We start from the raw sequence: 14449 nt of genomic DNA, 5'->3' as shown, positions 1-14449 counted from the left end.
GCCGAATGCCCCCATCGGTTCTTCTTCCCCGGCTTCAAGTGCGATCCGGGGCATGGCGCCGACCGTCGCCGTCCTCGTCGTCGCCGCCGGGCGGGGGGTGCGCGCGGGCGGTGGCATGCCGAAGCAATACCGCCCCTTGGCGGGGCGGCCGCTCATCCGGCATTCGGTGACCGCCTTTCTCGGCCATCCGGAAGTCACGACGGTTCGCGTGGTCATCGCTTCCGAGGATGGGGGGCTCTATGCGGAAAGCCTGGGCGACCTCGCCCTTCCCGAACCGGTCACGGGGGGATCGACACGTCAGATATCGGTCTTCACGGGATTGGAGACATTGGCGGCAAACGATCCACCCGATATCGTGCTGATCCATGATGCCGCGCGCCCCTTCGTCGGGGCCGAGCTTATCGCGCGCGTGATCGCCGTCGCCGGGACCGACGGCGGCGCGATTCCGGCGACGGCGGTAACGGATACCTTGAAACGCGCGGCGCCGGGCACGGATAGGATCGCGGGGACGGTGCCGCGTGACGGTCTTTTCCAGGCACAAACGCCGCAGGCCTTTCGCTTCGGCGATATCCTGGCGGCACACCGGGCGGCGGCCGAGGCGGGGATCGAAGCGACCGACGACGCAGCCCTGATGGAATGGATCGGCCGGCCTGTCACCCTGGTCGCGGGCGATCCGGAGGGTATGAAGGTGACGGAATCCGCGGATTTCGCGCGGGCCGAGGCCCGACTCACCCGGATGACAGAGGACCGGATGGAGCCGCGCGTGGGCACGGGCTTCGACGTGCATCGCTTCGCGGTGGGCGACCATGTCACGCTCTGCGGCGTGCGGATCGCGCATCACCTCGGACTGGCCGGACATTCGGACGCGGATGTGGGCCTGCACGCCCTGACCGACGCCATACTGGGCGCCATCGGCGCGGGCGATATCGGCCTGCATTTCCCGCCCAGCGACCCGCGATGGCGCGGTGCGGACTCGGCGGCCTTCCTGCGGCACGCCATCGCGCTGGCCACCCGACGGGGCGCGCGGCTGCGCCATCTCGACGTCACGCTTATCTGCGAGGCGCCGAAGATCGGTCCGCACCGCGCGGCGATGCGCGCGCGGGTCGCGGAGATCGCCGGATTGTCGGAACGCCGCGTTTCCATCAAGGCGACCACGACGGAGAAACTTGGCTTTACCGGACGGAAGGAGGGAATCGCGGCGCAAGCCGTCGCGACCCTGATGGTACCGGACGATGACTGACCCCATGATAAAGCCCCGGGACGATGGCGGCAGCGGGCGCGGAGCGCCCCCACCTACCGACCCTCCCCCCAGCGCTCCGAATAGGGGGGGGCCGAATAGGCTCGCCACGGCGATCGCGCTGTGGTTCGGGACCGGCCTGTTGCGGCCCGCGCCGGGGACATGGGGCTCGCTGGCGGCGACGGTGATGGGGATGGGACTGCTCACCCTCGGCCCCTGGTTCCTGGCCGGAGGCGCCGTGCTGGCGACGGGTGTCGGTATCTGGGCGGCCGCACGGTATCAGGCCACGACCGGACGGCATGACGCCTCGGAAGTCGTGGTGGACGAGGTGGCGGGTCAGTGGATCGCGCTCTGCGCCCTGCCCTTGGCGGGGCTCGGCCTCTCGGTGGAGGGGGCGGCCGCCGCCTTCGTGCTGTTCCGCCTGTTCGATATCGCGAAACCGGGGCCGATCGGCTGGGCCGACCGCCGGCTTGCGGGCGGGCTCGGCGTCATGCTGGATGATGTGCTGGCGGGGATCGCGGCCGGCGCCATCCTCTGGGCGCTCGCCACGTGGACGGGTCTTGGCGATCTGGCGACGGGAGGATAAGGGCAATGTTCTCCAAGGCTATACGGAACAAGGCGGAGAATCTGCTGGAGATCTGCGCCACGCGCGGCCTGATGCTCGCCACGGCGGAATCCTGCACCGGCGGGCTGATCGCGGGGGCCCTGACGGCGGTCCCCGGCTCATCGCGCGTGGTGGAACGCGGGTTCGTCACCTACACCAACGCCGCGAAACATGAGCTACTGGGTGTACCGCTGCCCCTGTTCGACAGCGTCGGCGCGGTCAGCGAGGCGGTCGCCCGCGCCATGGCGGAAGGCGCCTTGAATGCCGCGCCGGTCGGAATCGCCCTCTCCGTCACCGGGATCGCCGGACCGGGTGGGTCGGAGCGCAAGCCGGCGGGCCTCGTCTATATCGGCTGCGCGCTGGCCGGGATGGAGACGACCGTGCGCCGCTTCACCTTCGAGGGCGATCGGGACAGCGTGCGCGAGCAATCGGTGGAAGCGGCGCTCGCGCTCGCGCTCACCCGGTTGGCGGATGACTGACGCCACCACGGGTCATGCGCCCGCCCCTTCATCCCCCTCCGGGGATGAGTCGACCCAGGCGATTTCCCCCTCTCCAGAAGGATCGCGGTCGAGACGGCGGACCAGCGCATGGAACGGATGCCCCTCCCGCCCGGCGAAGGCAGCCGCGCGCTTGTTCCAATCATCGAAGACATCGACGAAGGGCTTCGGATGCGCCATCGGCCGCCAAGTCATGCCGCGCAGACGGCGCACGGCCTCGTCCAGCGGTGCGATGGTTGTGTCCTCCATCACGTCCGGCAGGTAATAAAGACTGTCTCCATGCAAACCATATGCGGCCAGCAATATACCCGCCACCTCCGCCGCGCGGGCACCGCCATTGAGGGTGAATTTCACCTGATCGAACAGGACGGCGCGCGTCTTCCCCTCGATCAGAAGGCAGACGCGGTGCCGCTCTCCCGTCTCGGACGCCGCATGATCCCAACGCGCGAAAAACAGCAGGCGATCGACCTTCAACAGACTCTCCGGCCCGATCAGTTCCAGGATACGTTGGCTGGCGAAATAGGTTTCGTACGCGCTGGGGCGCGATAGGCTGAGAAGGCGAACGGACTGGCTGGTGGCATCCTGGTCTATCTCCACCCCGCCGCCGGCCAGCGCGCGCTCGATCGCTTCCAGCGTGCTGACACGCGGATCGCCGATGCCGCGCTCGATATTATTGAGCGTCGCCAGCGACACGCCCGCGGCCCTGGCCAGTTCGCTCTGCTTGGCGTTGATCATCGCGCGGCCGGCGCGAATCTGAGCGGGAGTAATCATGCGGCGAATCGCGGCCTTGGTCTCGTGAAGACGGATCCCGGCGGGCCGTCGGCTCGCCCCTGAATTAGGGATCGTGCCTACGATAATCCGATTCAGCCAGAATGGGAGTCCGAAACACGCGACCTCCCTTCAACCGCTTGTGGCCGGTCATCTCGGAGCCACAAGCCATCATTTCGATGTCAAAACGTTTATTCATGGAAACTGCGAATGAAGTTCAGCGAGTCTAACCGTAGAGCTGGCGTGCCCGCGCCTCGAAGGCGTTCACCATCCGGCGGACCGCCTCGGTGAAGACGGCGCCGATCATGGTTTGCAGGAAGCGGGAGCGAAATTCGAAATCGACATAGAAGTCGACCAAACAGCCCCCTTCCCTTTCATGGAATTCCCAGTGATTTTCCAAATACTTGAAAGGTCCATCCTGATACTCCACATCAATGGACCGATTCGCCCTGTCAAGGGACACGCGGCTGGTGAATCGTTCGGTGATGCCCTTGAAACCGACAATCAGATCCGCGACCACCAGAGTGTCCGTGCGCTCGCGCACCCGCGCGCCGCGACACCAGGGCAGGAACTCCGGATAACGCCCAACATCGGCGACAAGCTCGAACATCTGATCCGGCCCGTACGGCAGGTATTTTTTCTCGGCATGTTTCGGCACGGGTCGCTTTTCCCCTCGCGGCGACGCTTCTTATCGGTGCGATCGTGGAACGCTCATCAGCCGGCGCCGAGCGCGTCCGCCTCCGCGCGATGTCGCGCGCCGTGATCCAAGCCGGCGGCGACCGCCGCCTCCCGCGCCGCACGAAGCTTCTGGAAGTCCTCTCCCGCATGATAGCTGGAGCGCGTCAGGGGCGAGGAGGAAACCATCAGGAATCCCTTGGCCCTGGCCTGACGGGCATAGGTATCGAATTCCTCCGGCGTGACGAATCGGTCGATCGCCGCATGCTTCACGGTCGGCTGCAAATACTGACCGATGGTCAGGAAATCGATCCCCGCGGCTCGGGCGTCGTCCATCACCTGGCCGACCTCCTCCGCGCTCTCGCCAAGGCCGACCATCAGCCCCGTCTTGGTGAACAGGGTCGGATCGAGACGCTTCACCCGATGCAGCAGCTCAAGCGATGTGAAGTAGCGCGCGCCCGGCCGAATCGAGGGGTAGAGACGCGGCACCGTCTCCAGATTGTGATTGAAGACGTCGGGCTTCACGGCGACCACCTTCTCGATCGCCTCCTGCTTGCCCTTGAAATCGGGCGTCAGGATCTCGATCGTCGTGCCGGGAGAGCGTCGACGGATTTCCTCGATCACCTCGACGAAATGCCCGGCCCCGCCATCGGCGAGGTCGTCGCGATCGACCGACGTGATGACGACATGCTCCAGACCGAGCTTCGCGGTCGCATCGGCGACGCGCGCGGGTTCCTCCCGATCAAGCGCGTCGGGCCGCCCGGTCGAGACATTGCAGAAGGCGCAAGCGCGGGTGCAAACCTCCCCCATGATCATGAAGGTGGCATGCCGCTTGGTCCAGCATTCGCCGATATTGGGGCAGCCGGCCTCCTGACAGACGGTGACGAGTCCGTGATCCTCGACGATCTTGCGCGTCGCCTGATATTCGCGGCTGACCGGCGCCTTGACGCGAATCCAGTCCGGCTTGCGTTGGATCGGATTGTCGGGTCGGTTCCGCTTTTCCGGATGGCGGAAGGCGCGCACGCGCTTCACCACGCCGGAGGAAGCGGCTTCCGAAGCGGGGCGCTCGTCGGTTTTCTCGTCGCTCATCCTGACCTCGGTTGGTGGGGAGGCTTGTCGCGCGGCCGTCCCTCCGGAGATGTTCTCTGGAGATGATGGCAACTTGGTCGGTCGGCGGCGCGAGGTCAAGCGCAGGCGCCGTGCGGCCGCGCCTTCCGACTCGTCAAGGACCGACTCGGCGAGGACCGGCGCGCCAAGGGGCGGCCCACCAAGGGGTTGAATGAATCAGGAATTGCGGATGCTGAGAACGTCGTAGCCAATGCCGGCCGATTGCGCCGAGGCGACCACCGCGCGAACCAGCCCATCGATCTCGCTGGTCTTATGATCCGGGTGCTTGGGGTTGAGTGGGAGGTCCGTGACCACGATCAAGCAATAACGCCATTTCCCCGCGTCGAAATCGAGCTCGTGCCGAACGGCAACAGCGTTCGGATGATCGACCACCATGGCGCCTTGATCCAGCGCGTCCGTGACCGCGCGTCCCGCCGGCTTCTTCGCAGCCTTCACGCTCTTCTTCTTGGCTGAAGTCTTAGCGGTGGATTTGGCGGAAGCCTTTTCGGCCGCCGGCTGCTTTTTCTTTCCGGACGTTTGATCGTTCATCGTCTCGTCAATCCGTACCGCCGCTTCACCCATAGGAATGCTCCCAACCAAGAGGGCCGGCATTGGAACGGCCGCTCGGCATTTCGGGAGTCCCACGTTCAGGAGATATCGGTGAAAATACCATGCCCCCCACGTAAGAAACCCTAGCCGGTCTCTATTGACCTGACCATACACGAAATATCCGGGCTGCGTACAAAAAACGTATCAAATTTTAAATAAATATTCTTTTTATTTTATATTGATGCTTCCCACCCCTCGGCAGCCTCGTGAATATCCGGAAGGCGCCCTCTACATATGGATCACCTTCCCATAGGCATCCAAGACAGCCTCGTGCATCATCTCGCTCAAGGTCGGGTGCGGGAAAACGGTGTGCATCAATTCTTGCTCCGTCGTCTCGAGGGTCTTGGCAATTGAATAGCCTTGGATCAACTCCGTCACCTCCGCGCCGATCATATGCGCGCCCAGCAATTCCCCGGTCTTCTCGTCGAAGATGGTCTTCACCAGCCCTTCCGGCTCGCCCAGCGCGATCGCCTTGCCGTTACCGATAAAGCTGAAGCGGCCGACCTTGATCTTGTGCCCCTTGTCCTTCGCCTGCTGCTCGGTCAGCCCGACCGAGGCGACCTGCGGATGGCAATAGGTGCAGCCGGGAATTCGACCGGTGTCCAACGGATGAACATCCGCCACGCCGGCGATCTTCTCGATGCAGATCACGCCTTCATGCTCCGCCTTGTGGGCCAGCCAGGGCGGCCCCGTCAGATCGCCGATGGCATAGATGCCCGGCACGCCGGTGCGGGAATATTCATCGACAACGACATGGGTCTTCTCGACCTTCACGCCGGCGCCCTCCAGCCCGATATCCTCGACATTGCCGACGATGCCGACGGCGGAGATCAGCTTGTCCGCCTTGATTTCTTGCGTCTTGCCGTCCATCTCGACGACGGCGGTGACGTCCTTCGCGCCCTTCTTCAACTCCTTCACCTGCGCCTTGGTCAGGATCTTGAGGCCCTGCTTCTCGAAGCTCTTCTTGGCGAAGGCGGAAATTTCAGGGTCCTCGACCGGCAGGATGCGGTCCATGACCTCGACCACCGTCACCTCGGCGCCCATGGTGTGATAGAAGCTCGCGAACTCGATCCCGATCGCGCCGGAGCCGACGACGATCAGCGATTTCGGCATATCCTCCGGCACCATCGCCTCGCGATAGGACCAGACCAGCTTGCCGTCGACTTCAAGCCCGGGCAACTGGCGCGCCCGTGCGCCGGTCGCCAGAATCACGTGCTTGGCGGTCAGGTCGACGACCTTCTTGCCGTCCTTTTCCACCGCGACCTTGCGCGCGCCCTCCTTGCCGCCGGCGAGCTTGCCGAACCCGTCCACCACATCGACCTTATTCTTCTTCAGAAGATGCGCGACGCCCTTCGACAACTGGCCCGCGACGGAACGGGAGCGCTTCACGACCTTCTCCAGGTCGAACGACACCCCCTCCACCTTCAAGCCGAAATCGGCGGCGTGCTTCATATTGTTATAGACCTCGGCGGTGCGCAGCAGCGCCTTGGTCGGGATGCATCCCCAATTGAGGCAGATGCCGCCGAGATGGTTCGCCTCCACGACACAGGTCTTGAAGCCCAGTTGCGCCGAGCGGATCGCGGTCACGTAACCGCCCGGTCCACCGCCCACCACGATCACGTCGTAGGTATTGTCAGCCATTCTTCAGTCCGTTCCCGTACGTCAGGGTGAATCCAAGCCGTCGCGGCACGGCGCCATATCAGAGCATCAACGCGATCGGGTCCTCGATCAGCGTCTTCAACTCCTTCATGAAGGCGGCGCCCGTCGCGCCGTCGATGCAACGGTGATCGACCGCCAGGCTCAAGGTGACCACCGTCGCGATGGCCAGCGCACCGTCCTTCACCACCGGACGCTGCTCGCCCGCGCCGACGGAGAGGATGCCGCCCTGCGGCGGATTGATGATCGAGTTGAAGCTCTTGATCCCGAACATGCCGAGATTGGAGATCGAGAAGGTGCCACCCTGATATTCCTCGGGCTTGAGCTTACCCTCGCGCGCGCGGCCCGCGAGTTCCTTCGCCTCCTTGGAAATCGTGGCCAACCCTTTCGACGCGCAATCCTTGATGATCGGCGTGATCAACCCGCCGTCGATCGCGACCGCGATGGCCATGTCGACACGGCTGAACTTCAGCACCGCCTTCTCCGTATAGGCGACATTGCAATCCGGCACGCGCTGAAGCGCGAGCGCCGTCGCCTTCACGATGAAGTCGTTGACGGAAATTTTGTAATCCGCCCCGTCCCGCTCGTTGAGCTGCTTGCGCATCGCCATCAGCGTGTCGATCTCGACATCGACCTGAAGGTTGAAATGCGGTGTCTCGCGGGCGGATTCGGTCAGCCGCTTGGCGATCGTCCGGCGCATCCCGCTGTTCGGGACCTCCTCGAACGACGGCAGCATCTGGAAGATCGGATCGTCGGGCGAGGCCGGCGCCGGCGAAGGCGTGGCCCCAGCGGCGGGAGCCCCCCCGGTCGAGGGCTTCTCGGCCGGGGCGGCCTTCGCACCGCCGGTGGCGATGGCGCCTTCGACATCCTCGCGCACGATACGGCCATGGGGGCCGGAGCCCTCGACACGCGTCAGATCCACCCCCTCGGCGGCGGCGATGCGACGGGCGAGCGGGCTGGCGAGGACGCGTTCCCCGTCCTCCGTCCTCGGCGCGGGTGGGGCTTTTTGCCCCTCCCCGGCCGCCGGTTTGGCATCCGACGCGGCCCCGGGGGTGGGTTTCGCCTCTTCCTGCGCCACCGTCTCCCGTTCTGCCGGTTCCTGCTTCGCGGGCTCTTCCGACTTCGCGGCACCTCCGCCATCGACCTTGGCCTTGGCCGCCTCGGCAGGGTCCTCGCCCTCCTCGGCCAGAATGGCGATCGGCTCGTTCACCGCGACGCCCTCGGTCCCTTCGGCGATAAGGATCTTCGCGATCGTCCCTTCGTCGACGGCCTCGAACTCCATCGTCGCCTTGTCGGTCTCGATTTCCGCCAGGACATCGCCGGAAGAAACCTCGTCCCCTTCCTTGACGTGCCATTTGGCGAGCGTCCCCTCCGTCATGGTCGGGGACAGGGCAGGCATCAGAACCTGGATCGGCATTGTCTTTCTCTCCCTTAGGCGGCCGGGTCAGCGATAGCAGACCGACTTCGCGGCATCGATGATCTTGTCCGCCTGCGGCAAGGCGAGCTTTTCCAGGTTGGCGGCATAGGGCAAGGGCACGTCCGCGCCGTGAACGCGGGTGACGGGCGCGTCGAGATAATCGAACGCCTGCTCCATCATCAGCGCCGCCATCTCCGATCCGATCCCGGCGAAGGGCCACCCCTCCTCGCAGGAGACGAGGCGGTTGGTCTTCTTGACCGACTTGACGATCGTCTCGGTGTCGAGCGGGCGGATCGTGCGCAGATCGATCACCTCCGCCTCGATCCCGGCCTCCGCGAGCGCATCGGCGGCCTCCAGCGCCCGGCCCACCATGATCGAGAAGGCGGTGATGGTGACATCCTTGCCCGGCCGCACGATGCGGGCCTTGCCGATCGGAACGGTCCAGTCATCGGTGTCCGGCACCTCGAAGCTCTGGCCGTAGAGCATCTCGTTCTCAAGGAATATGACCGGGTTCGGATCGCGGATCGCGGACTTCAGCAAGCCCTTCGCATCCGCCGCGTTCCAGGGGCTGACGACCTTGAGGCCCGGACAATGCGCGTACCAACTGGCATAGCACTGGGAATGCTGGGCGGCGACGCGGCTGGCCGCGCCGTTGGGACCGCGGAAGACGATCGGCGCGCCCATCTGGCCGCCCGACATATAGAGCGTCTTGGCGGCGGAATTGATGATCTGGTCGATCGCCTGCATCGCGAAGTTGAAAGTCATGAACTCGACGATCGGCTTCAGCCCCATGAAGGCCGCGCCGACACCAAGGCCCGCGAAACCCTGCTCCGTGATCGGGGTGTCGATCACGCGCTTCGCGCCGAATTTGTCGAGCAGCCCCTGGGTCACCTTATAGGCGCCCTGATATTCGGCCACCTCCTCGCCCATGAGGAAGACCTTGGGGTCGCGCTCCAATTCCTCCCACATGGCATCGCGCAGCGCATCGCGCACGGCCTGGGTCTTGGTCGGGCCGTCCCATTCGGGCTCCGGCTCGGGCGCGGCCTGGGCGGGCGCGGCGGGTTGGGCCGGCGCCTTCTCCGACGACTTGGCCTCGGCCGCTCCGGCATCATCCGACCCGTCGGCATCCTTATCAGGCGCCGGGGTTTCCGCCCCCTCCAGGGCGCTTTCGTCCTCGCCCTCCTCAAGCAGGATCGCGATCGGCGTGTTGACGGCCACGCCCTCGGCGCCCGCCTCGACGAGGATCTTGCCGACCGTGCCCTCGTCGACGGCTTCGAACTCCATCGTCGCCTTGTCGGTCTCGATCTCGGCGAGAACGTCACCGGCGGCGACGCTGTCGCCTTCCTTGACGTTCCATTTGGCCAGCGTGCCCTCCGTCATGGTGGGCGAGAGCGCCGGCATCAGAACCTGAACGGTCATATCGGGTATCCCTCCTGGTCGATCCGGCGCGGGATCACGCGTCGAGCAGCACGTCCGTCCACAGTTCGGACGGATCGGGCTCGGGGCTTTCCTGGGCGAAGTCGGCTGCCTCGGAGATGATCTGCTTCACCTCCTTGTCGAGTGCCTTGAGGTCCTCCTCGCTCGCGTGGCCACCCTCGATCAACATGTTCTTCACATGATCGATCGGGTCGTGCTGCGAGCGCATCTTGTTGACCTCGTCCTTGGAGCGGTACTTGGCCGGATCGGACATCGAGTGCCCGCGATAGCGATAGGTCTTCATCTCCAGGATGATCGGGCCCTTGCCGGCGCGACAATGGGCGACCGCCTCCTCGCCCGCCTGCTTGACGGCGAGGACGTCCATGCCGTCGACCTCCATCCCCGGGATGCCATAGGCCTTGCCGCGATCGTGCAGATTTGCGCCGCTGGCCGAAATCCGCTCGACCGAGGTGCCCATGCCATATTTGTTGTTCTCGATCACGTAGATGACGGGAAGCTTCCAGAGCGCGGCCATGTTGAAGCTCTCGTAAACCTGCCCCTGGTTCATGGCGCCGTCGCCGGTATAGGTCAGGCAGACATTATCGGTCTCGTTATACTGCAAGGCGAAACCGATTCCCGTGCCGAGTGGCACCTGCGCGCCCACGATCCCATGGCCGCCGTAGAAGTTCTTTTCCTTGGAGAACATGTGCATGGAGCCACCCTTACCCTTGGAGTAGCCCCCCTCGCGGCCGGTCAGTTCCGCCATCACCCCCTTGGGATCCATGCCGGTCGCCAGCATGTGGCCGTGGTCGCGATAGCTGGTAACGACCGAGTCGCCCTCCTTGCAGCAGGCCTGCATGCCCACGACGACCGCTTCCTGGCCGATATAGAGGTGACAGAACCCGCCAATCAGCCCCATGCCGTAGAGTTGACCCGCCTTCTCCTCGAAGCGACGGATCAACAGCATCTCGCGGTAATGGGTCTTCAACTCGTCGGCTGTCGCCTCGGGCTTCTTGGCGCCGGCCCATTTCGCCGCGCCCTTCTTGGCGGAGGACTTCTTCGCCGTGGCCTTCCTGGCCCCGCCCTTCTTCGAGGATTCGCTCGCCATGTCGGCTCCCCTAGGTGAGACGGCATGAAACACCCATTCCCGTTGCCGTGGCCGCGACCCGGTCGGATCGCCCCACCAATCAATCAGGGATGATCGGCGCCCCTTGCCCTGTTGTGCCGGACACCGTCCACCTTGGCGCCATGCACGCAAAGGGCACGGATCCGTGCGTTCTCCTTTGAAACAGCAATATCGCCTCGCGAAAGGCTTCGCAAGCATCCAGCAAGGCGCTGATTTTCATGGAATTTTTACATTTTAACTGGAATTCAGTTGAAAAGCTTGCCGGCGCGCATTTGGTGCAGCGCACCCAAGACCATGCGGTCGCCGTCGCGGCTTACCCCTCAACCGGCATGAAGACCACGATCTCATCGTCGCGCACGCGGTTCAGCACGTCGCGCGCGCGCTCCTCCAGCATGTCGAGATCCAGGCTGTCGCCGTCCAGCAGATTGACCTTGTGCTCCAGGCGCATGCGCTCCGCCCGCGCATCCGCGAGAACAGCCTCCGCCCGCGCCACTTCGCCGCTAAGGCGCATATAGGCGAGCAGCCCACGATCCCCTTGAACCGTGTGGTAGACGAAATAGCCGATCACGCACGCGCCCAGGACGGGCACGACCACGTGGCGGGAGCGCCGACGGAATTCGTGCAAGACTGCCATGACGGCATAAGAATCACGGATGCGATTCGCCGTCAATCGGCAATATTTTTAGTCTATTACCGGGCAGATATTGCCGATATCGAATTACAAGCGACAATATCTTGTGGCGACCAGATGGAAAGGGCGGTGAGGCGCCCTGCCACTCCCGCCGTTCCGGCCATCCCTATCCCTTGAAGGCGGCCGCACCGGCATAGGCGGCGGCGAGGCCGAGGCCTTCCTCGATCCGGATCAATTGGTTGTATTTCGCGATCCGGTCCGAGCGGCTGAGAGAGCCGGTCTTGATCTGGCCGCAATTGGTCGCGACCGCGAGATCGGCGATGGTGGTATCCTCCGTCTCGCCGGAACGATGGGACATCATGGCCGTGTAGCCGGCGCGGTGCGCGGTCTCGACCGCCTCCAGCGTCTCGGTCAGCGTGCCGATCTGATTGACCTTGATCAGGATCGAATTGGCGACACCGGCCTCGATCCCATGGCGCAGGCGGCCGGGATTGGTGACGAACAGATCGTCGCCGACGAGCTGGCAGCGATCGCCGATCTCCTCCGTCAGAAGCTTCCAGCCGTCCCAGTCATCCTCGGCCATGCCGTCCTCGATGGAGAGGATCGGATAGCCGCCGACGAGGCTCTTCAGATAGGCCGCGTTCTGCTCCGCGTCGAAGCTCTTGGCCGCGCCCTTCATCTCGTACTTGCCGCCGCTGAAATACTCCGTCGCCGCGCAATCGAGCGCGAGCGCCACGTCCGTGCCCGGCTGGTATCCCGCCTGCTCGATCGCCTTCATTATATAGTCGAGCGCATCCTCCGCCGACTTCAGATCGGGAGCGAAGCCCCCCTCGTCGCCGACATTGGTATTGTGGCCGTCCTTCTTCAGACCGGCTTTCAAGGCATGGAAAACCTCCGCGCCCCAGCGCACACCCTCGGCCAGACTGTCGGCGCCGACGGGGGCGATCATGAATTCCTGAAAATCGATGGCGTTGTCCGCGTGCGCGCCGCCATTGACGATGTTCATCATCGGCACGGGAAGCGTCCGCGCGAAGCTGCCGCCGACATAGCGATAGAGCGGCAGGCCCGCATCCTCGGCCGCCGCCTTGGCGACGGCAAGGCTGACGCCGAGCAGCGCGTTGGCGCCGAGCCGGCTTTTGTTGGCCGTGCCGTCGAGCGCGATCATCTTGCTGTCGATATCGACCTGATCCTCGGCATCGAGGCCGGATAGCAAATCGAAGATTTCCCCATTGACCGCGTCGACCGCTTCCAGGACGCCCTTGCCGCCATAGCGCTCACCGCCGTCGCGCAGTTCATGCGCCTCGTGGGCGCCGGTCGAGGCACCGCTCGGCACGGCGGCGCGGCCGGCGGCGCCGCTTTCCAGCAGGACCTCCACCTCGACCGTCGGGTTGCCCCGGCTGTCCAGGATCTCGCGTCCGTGCACGTCGATGATGGCGGTCATGGGATTCCCTCTCGGTCAAAAACGATGTCGGATAGGCGGCCAAGCTATAACCGCCCGCTCCGGCTCCGGCAACCGGACAGGCGCGGGCACGAACACAGGAAGGGCAAGCCCCATGCCGGGGCCCGCCCTTCCCCTTTCACCGTTGCTGAACCGGACCCGGCGGGATCATCCCTCCAGCGTCGCCTCCATGGTGATCGGCGCCGTCATCAGCTTCGAAATCGGGCACCCCTCCTTCGCGGCCTGGGTGGCCTGCTCGAAGGCGTCCCGGGTGGCGCCGGGGATCCTGGCCTTGACGGTCAGGTGGATGGCGGAAATCTCGAACCCACCTCCCTCGGCCTCGGAAAGCGTGACGTCGGCATTGGTGCGGATTTCATCCGCGACCAGATCATGCTCGCCCAGGATCAGGCTCAGCGCCATCGAATAGCAACCGGCGTGCGCCGCGCCGATCAACTCTTCCGGATTGGTGCCCGGCCCATCCTCGAAACGCGTCTTGAAGCCATAGGTCTGGTCCTTCAGCACGCCGGACTGGGTCGTGACGGTTCCCTTGCCGGACTTCAGATCGCCTTTCCAGATCGCGGAACCCTTACGTTTGATGCTCATGATCGCTTCTCCTTCCCATGTTATGGACCGAATGGTCCAAAAATCCGCATGCACGATGTCGGTTCGTCGCATGGCATGCGGTGAAACCAGCCCGTTCTCTTTATCCGAACAGGGCGTCCAACCCGTCTTGAACAATTCGCTCTATGCTCTCCGGCGCGCTGCCGGCCTTGCGCAGCGCGATCGCGCCCAACGCCAGAGCCAGGGCCGCCTTCGCCCGCCCCCGTGGATCGCTTGCCCCCGCACGGCTCAGGGCATCGGCCAGCAATGTCTCGCTGTCGGCCATGTGCGCGCGGAGAATATGATCCACCTCGGGGTCGCTCGGCGCCAGTTCGCCGATGCAATTCACGGCGAAGCAACCGTGCCGTCCGCCATGGGCGTTGACCACCATCGCGATCATGGCCCGCGCGCCTGCCATCGGGGTGGGCGCCCCCTCTATCGCGGTGCGGAAATCCGCGTATTGCGCACGACAGTAACTCTCCAGCGCCCGCAGCAGGACATCGCGCTTGCTGCCGAAGCTGGCATAGAAGCTCGACCGATTGATGCCCATCGCATCCGTCAGCGCGTCGAGCGAGGTCCGAGAATAACCGTGCCGAGCGAAGAGATTCCTGGCGGCCATGAGAGCCGCCGTCTCGTCAAAGGCCTTGGGCCGGCCCCTCGGAATATCC

Annotated in this window: 15 protein-coding genes; 3 read left to right on the top strand and 12 right to left on the bottom strand. The window is 64.6% G+C overall.

Going from position 1 to position 14449, the window contains the following annotated elements; translation table 11 throughout:
• The first annotated feature begins 52 nt into the window (after positions 1-52).
• Genes KAJ83_RS01005 through KAJ83_RS00995 form a run of 3 tightly spaced genes read left to right on the top strand, consistent with a single transcriptional unit; the run spans position 53 to position 2320 of the window.
• Complete coding sequence (locus KAJ83_RS01005; RefSeq protein WP_210680153.1) at positions 53-1240, top strand: bifunctional 2-C-methyl-D-erythritol 4-phosphate cytidylyltransferase/2-C-methyl-D-erythritol 2,4-cyclodiphosphate synthase; 1188 nt, start codon at positions 53-55, stop codon at positions 1238-1240.
• Positions 1233-1823, top strand: a complete 591-nt coding sequence (locus KAJ83_RS01000) for a phosphatidylglycerophosphatase A family protein (RefSeq protein WP_417568560.1) — start codon at positions 1233-1235, stop codon at positions 1821-1823. Before KAJ83_RS01005 ends, KAJ83_RS01000 begins: the two co-directional genes overlap by 8 nt.
• Before the next feature lie 5 nt (positions 1824-1828).
• A complete protein-coding gene (locus tag KAJ83_RS00995; RefSeq protein ID WP_210680151.1) occupies positions 1829-2320 on the top strand; it encodes a CinA family protein in 492 nt (163 codons plus the stop codon).
• 12 nt (positions 2321-2332) lie between these two features.
• Here the strand turns inward: KAJ83_RS00995 and KAJ83_RS00990 are convergent, their stop codons facing one another.
• The 12 genes from KAJ83_RS00990 to KAJ83_RS00935 all read right to left on the bottom strand — a co-directional run bounded on the left by KAJ83_RS00990 (position 2333) and on the right by KAJ83_RS00935 (position 14400).
• Positions 2333-3109: a helix-turn-helix transcriptional regulator gene (locus KAJ83_RS00990; protein ID WP_210680150.1), complete on the bottom strand. Its 777-nt coding sequence runs from the start codon at positions 3107-3109 to the stop codon at positions 2333-2335.
• 223 nt (positions 3110-3332) lie between these two features.
• Entirely contained in the window at positions 3333-3764 is a 432-nt protein-coding gene (locus tag KAJ83_RS00985; protein ID WP_210680149.1) for a type II toxin-antitoxin system RatA family toxin, read from the bottom strand.
• Positions 3765-3820: 56 nt separating this feature from the next.
• On the bottom strand, positions 3821-4870 hold the full coding sequence (gene lipA, locus KAJ83_RS00980) for a lipoyl synthase (RefSeq protein ID WP_210680148.1): 1050 nt from the start codon (positions 4868-4870) through the stop codon (positions 3821-3823).
• 195 nt (positions 4871-5065) lie between these two features.
• Positions 5066-5437: a hypothetical protein gene (locus tag KAJ83_RS00975; RefSeq protein ID WP_210680147.1), complete on the bottom strand. Its 372-nt coding sequence runs from the start codon at positions 5435-5437 to the stop codon at positions 5066-5068.
• 288 nt (positions 5438-5725) lie between these two features.
• Positions 5726-7138, bottom strand: a complete 1413-nt coding sequence (gene lpdA / locus KAJ83_RS00970; protein ID WP_210680146.1) for a dihydrolipoyl dehydrogenase — start codon at positions 7136-7138, stop codon at positions 5726-5728.
• A 58-nt stretch (positions 7139-7196) separates the two neighbouring features.
• The gene (locus KAJ83_RS00965; protein ID WP_210680145.1) at positions 7197-8570 is read right to left on the bottom strand and encodes a pyruvate dehydrogenase complex dihydrolipoamide acetyltransferase; all 1374 of its coding nucleotides are present in this window, start codon (positions 8568-8570) and stop codon (positions 7197-7199) included.
• A 27-nt stretch (positions 8571-8597) separates the two neighbouring features.
• Positions 8598-9989 (bottom strand): pyruvate dehydrogenase complex E1 component subunit beta, encoded by a 1392-nt coding sequence (locus KAJ83_RS00960; RefSeq protein ID WP_210680144.1) that lies wholly within the window; start codon positions 9987-9989, stop codon positions 8598-8600.
• 34 nt (positions 9990-10023) lie between these two features.
• On the bottom strand, positions 10024-11094 hold the full coding sequence (gene pdhA, locus KAJ83_RS00955; protein WP_210680143.1) for a pyruvate dehydrogenase (acetyl-transferring) E1 component subunit alpha: 1071 nt from the start codon (positions 11092-11094) through the stop codon (positions 10024-10026).
• Between the two features lie 331 nt (positions 11095-11425).
• Entirely contained in the window at positions 11426-11746 is a 321-nt protein-coding gene (locus KAJ83_RS00950) for an FtsB family cell division protein (protein ID WP_210680142.1), read from the bottom strand.
• 163 nt (positions 11747-11909) lie between these two features.
• Entirely contained in the window at positions 11910-13184 is a 1275-nt protein-coding gene (eno, locus tag KAJ83_RS00945; RefSeq protein ID WP_210680141.1) for a phosphopyruvate hydratase, read from the bottom strand.
• Between the two features lie 165 nt (positions 13185-13349).
• Positions 13350-13784 carry an OsmC family protein gene (locus KAJ83_RS00940; RefSeq protein WP_210680140.1) on the bottom strand — a complete coding sequence of 145 codons (435 nt, stop codon included), beginning with the start codon at positions 13782-13784 and terminating at the stop codon, positions 13350-13352.
• Positions 13785-13884: 100 nt separating this feature from the next.
• Positions 13885-14400, bottom strand: a complete 516-nt coding sequence (locus KAJ83_RS00935; protein ID WP_210680139.1) for a TetR/AcrR family transcriptional regulator — start codon at positions 14398-14400, stop codon at positions 13885-13887.
• Between the last annotated feature and the right edge of the window lie 49 nt (positions 14401-14449).

Origin of the sequence: Marivibrio halodurans (assembly GCF_017963645.1) — a bacterium.
GTDB lineage: Bacteria > Pseudomonadota > Alphaproteobacteria > UBA8366 > Aestuariispiraceae > Marivibrio > Marivibrio halodurans.
The sequence above is the reverse complement of the archived record's forward strand: the minus strand, read 5'-3'. Positions and strand labels throughout refer to the sequence as shown.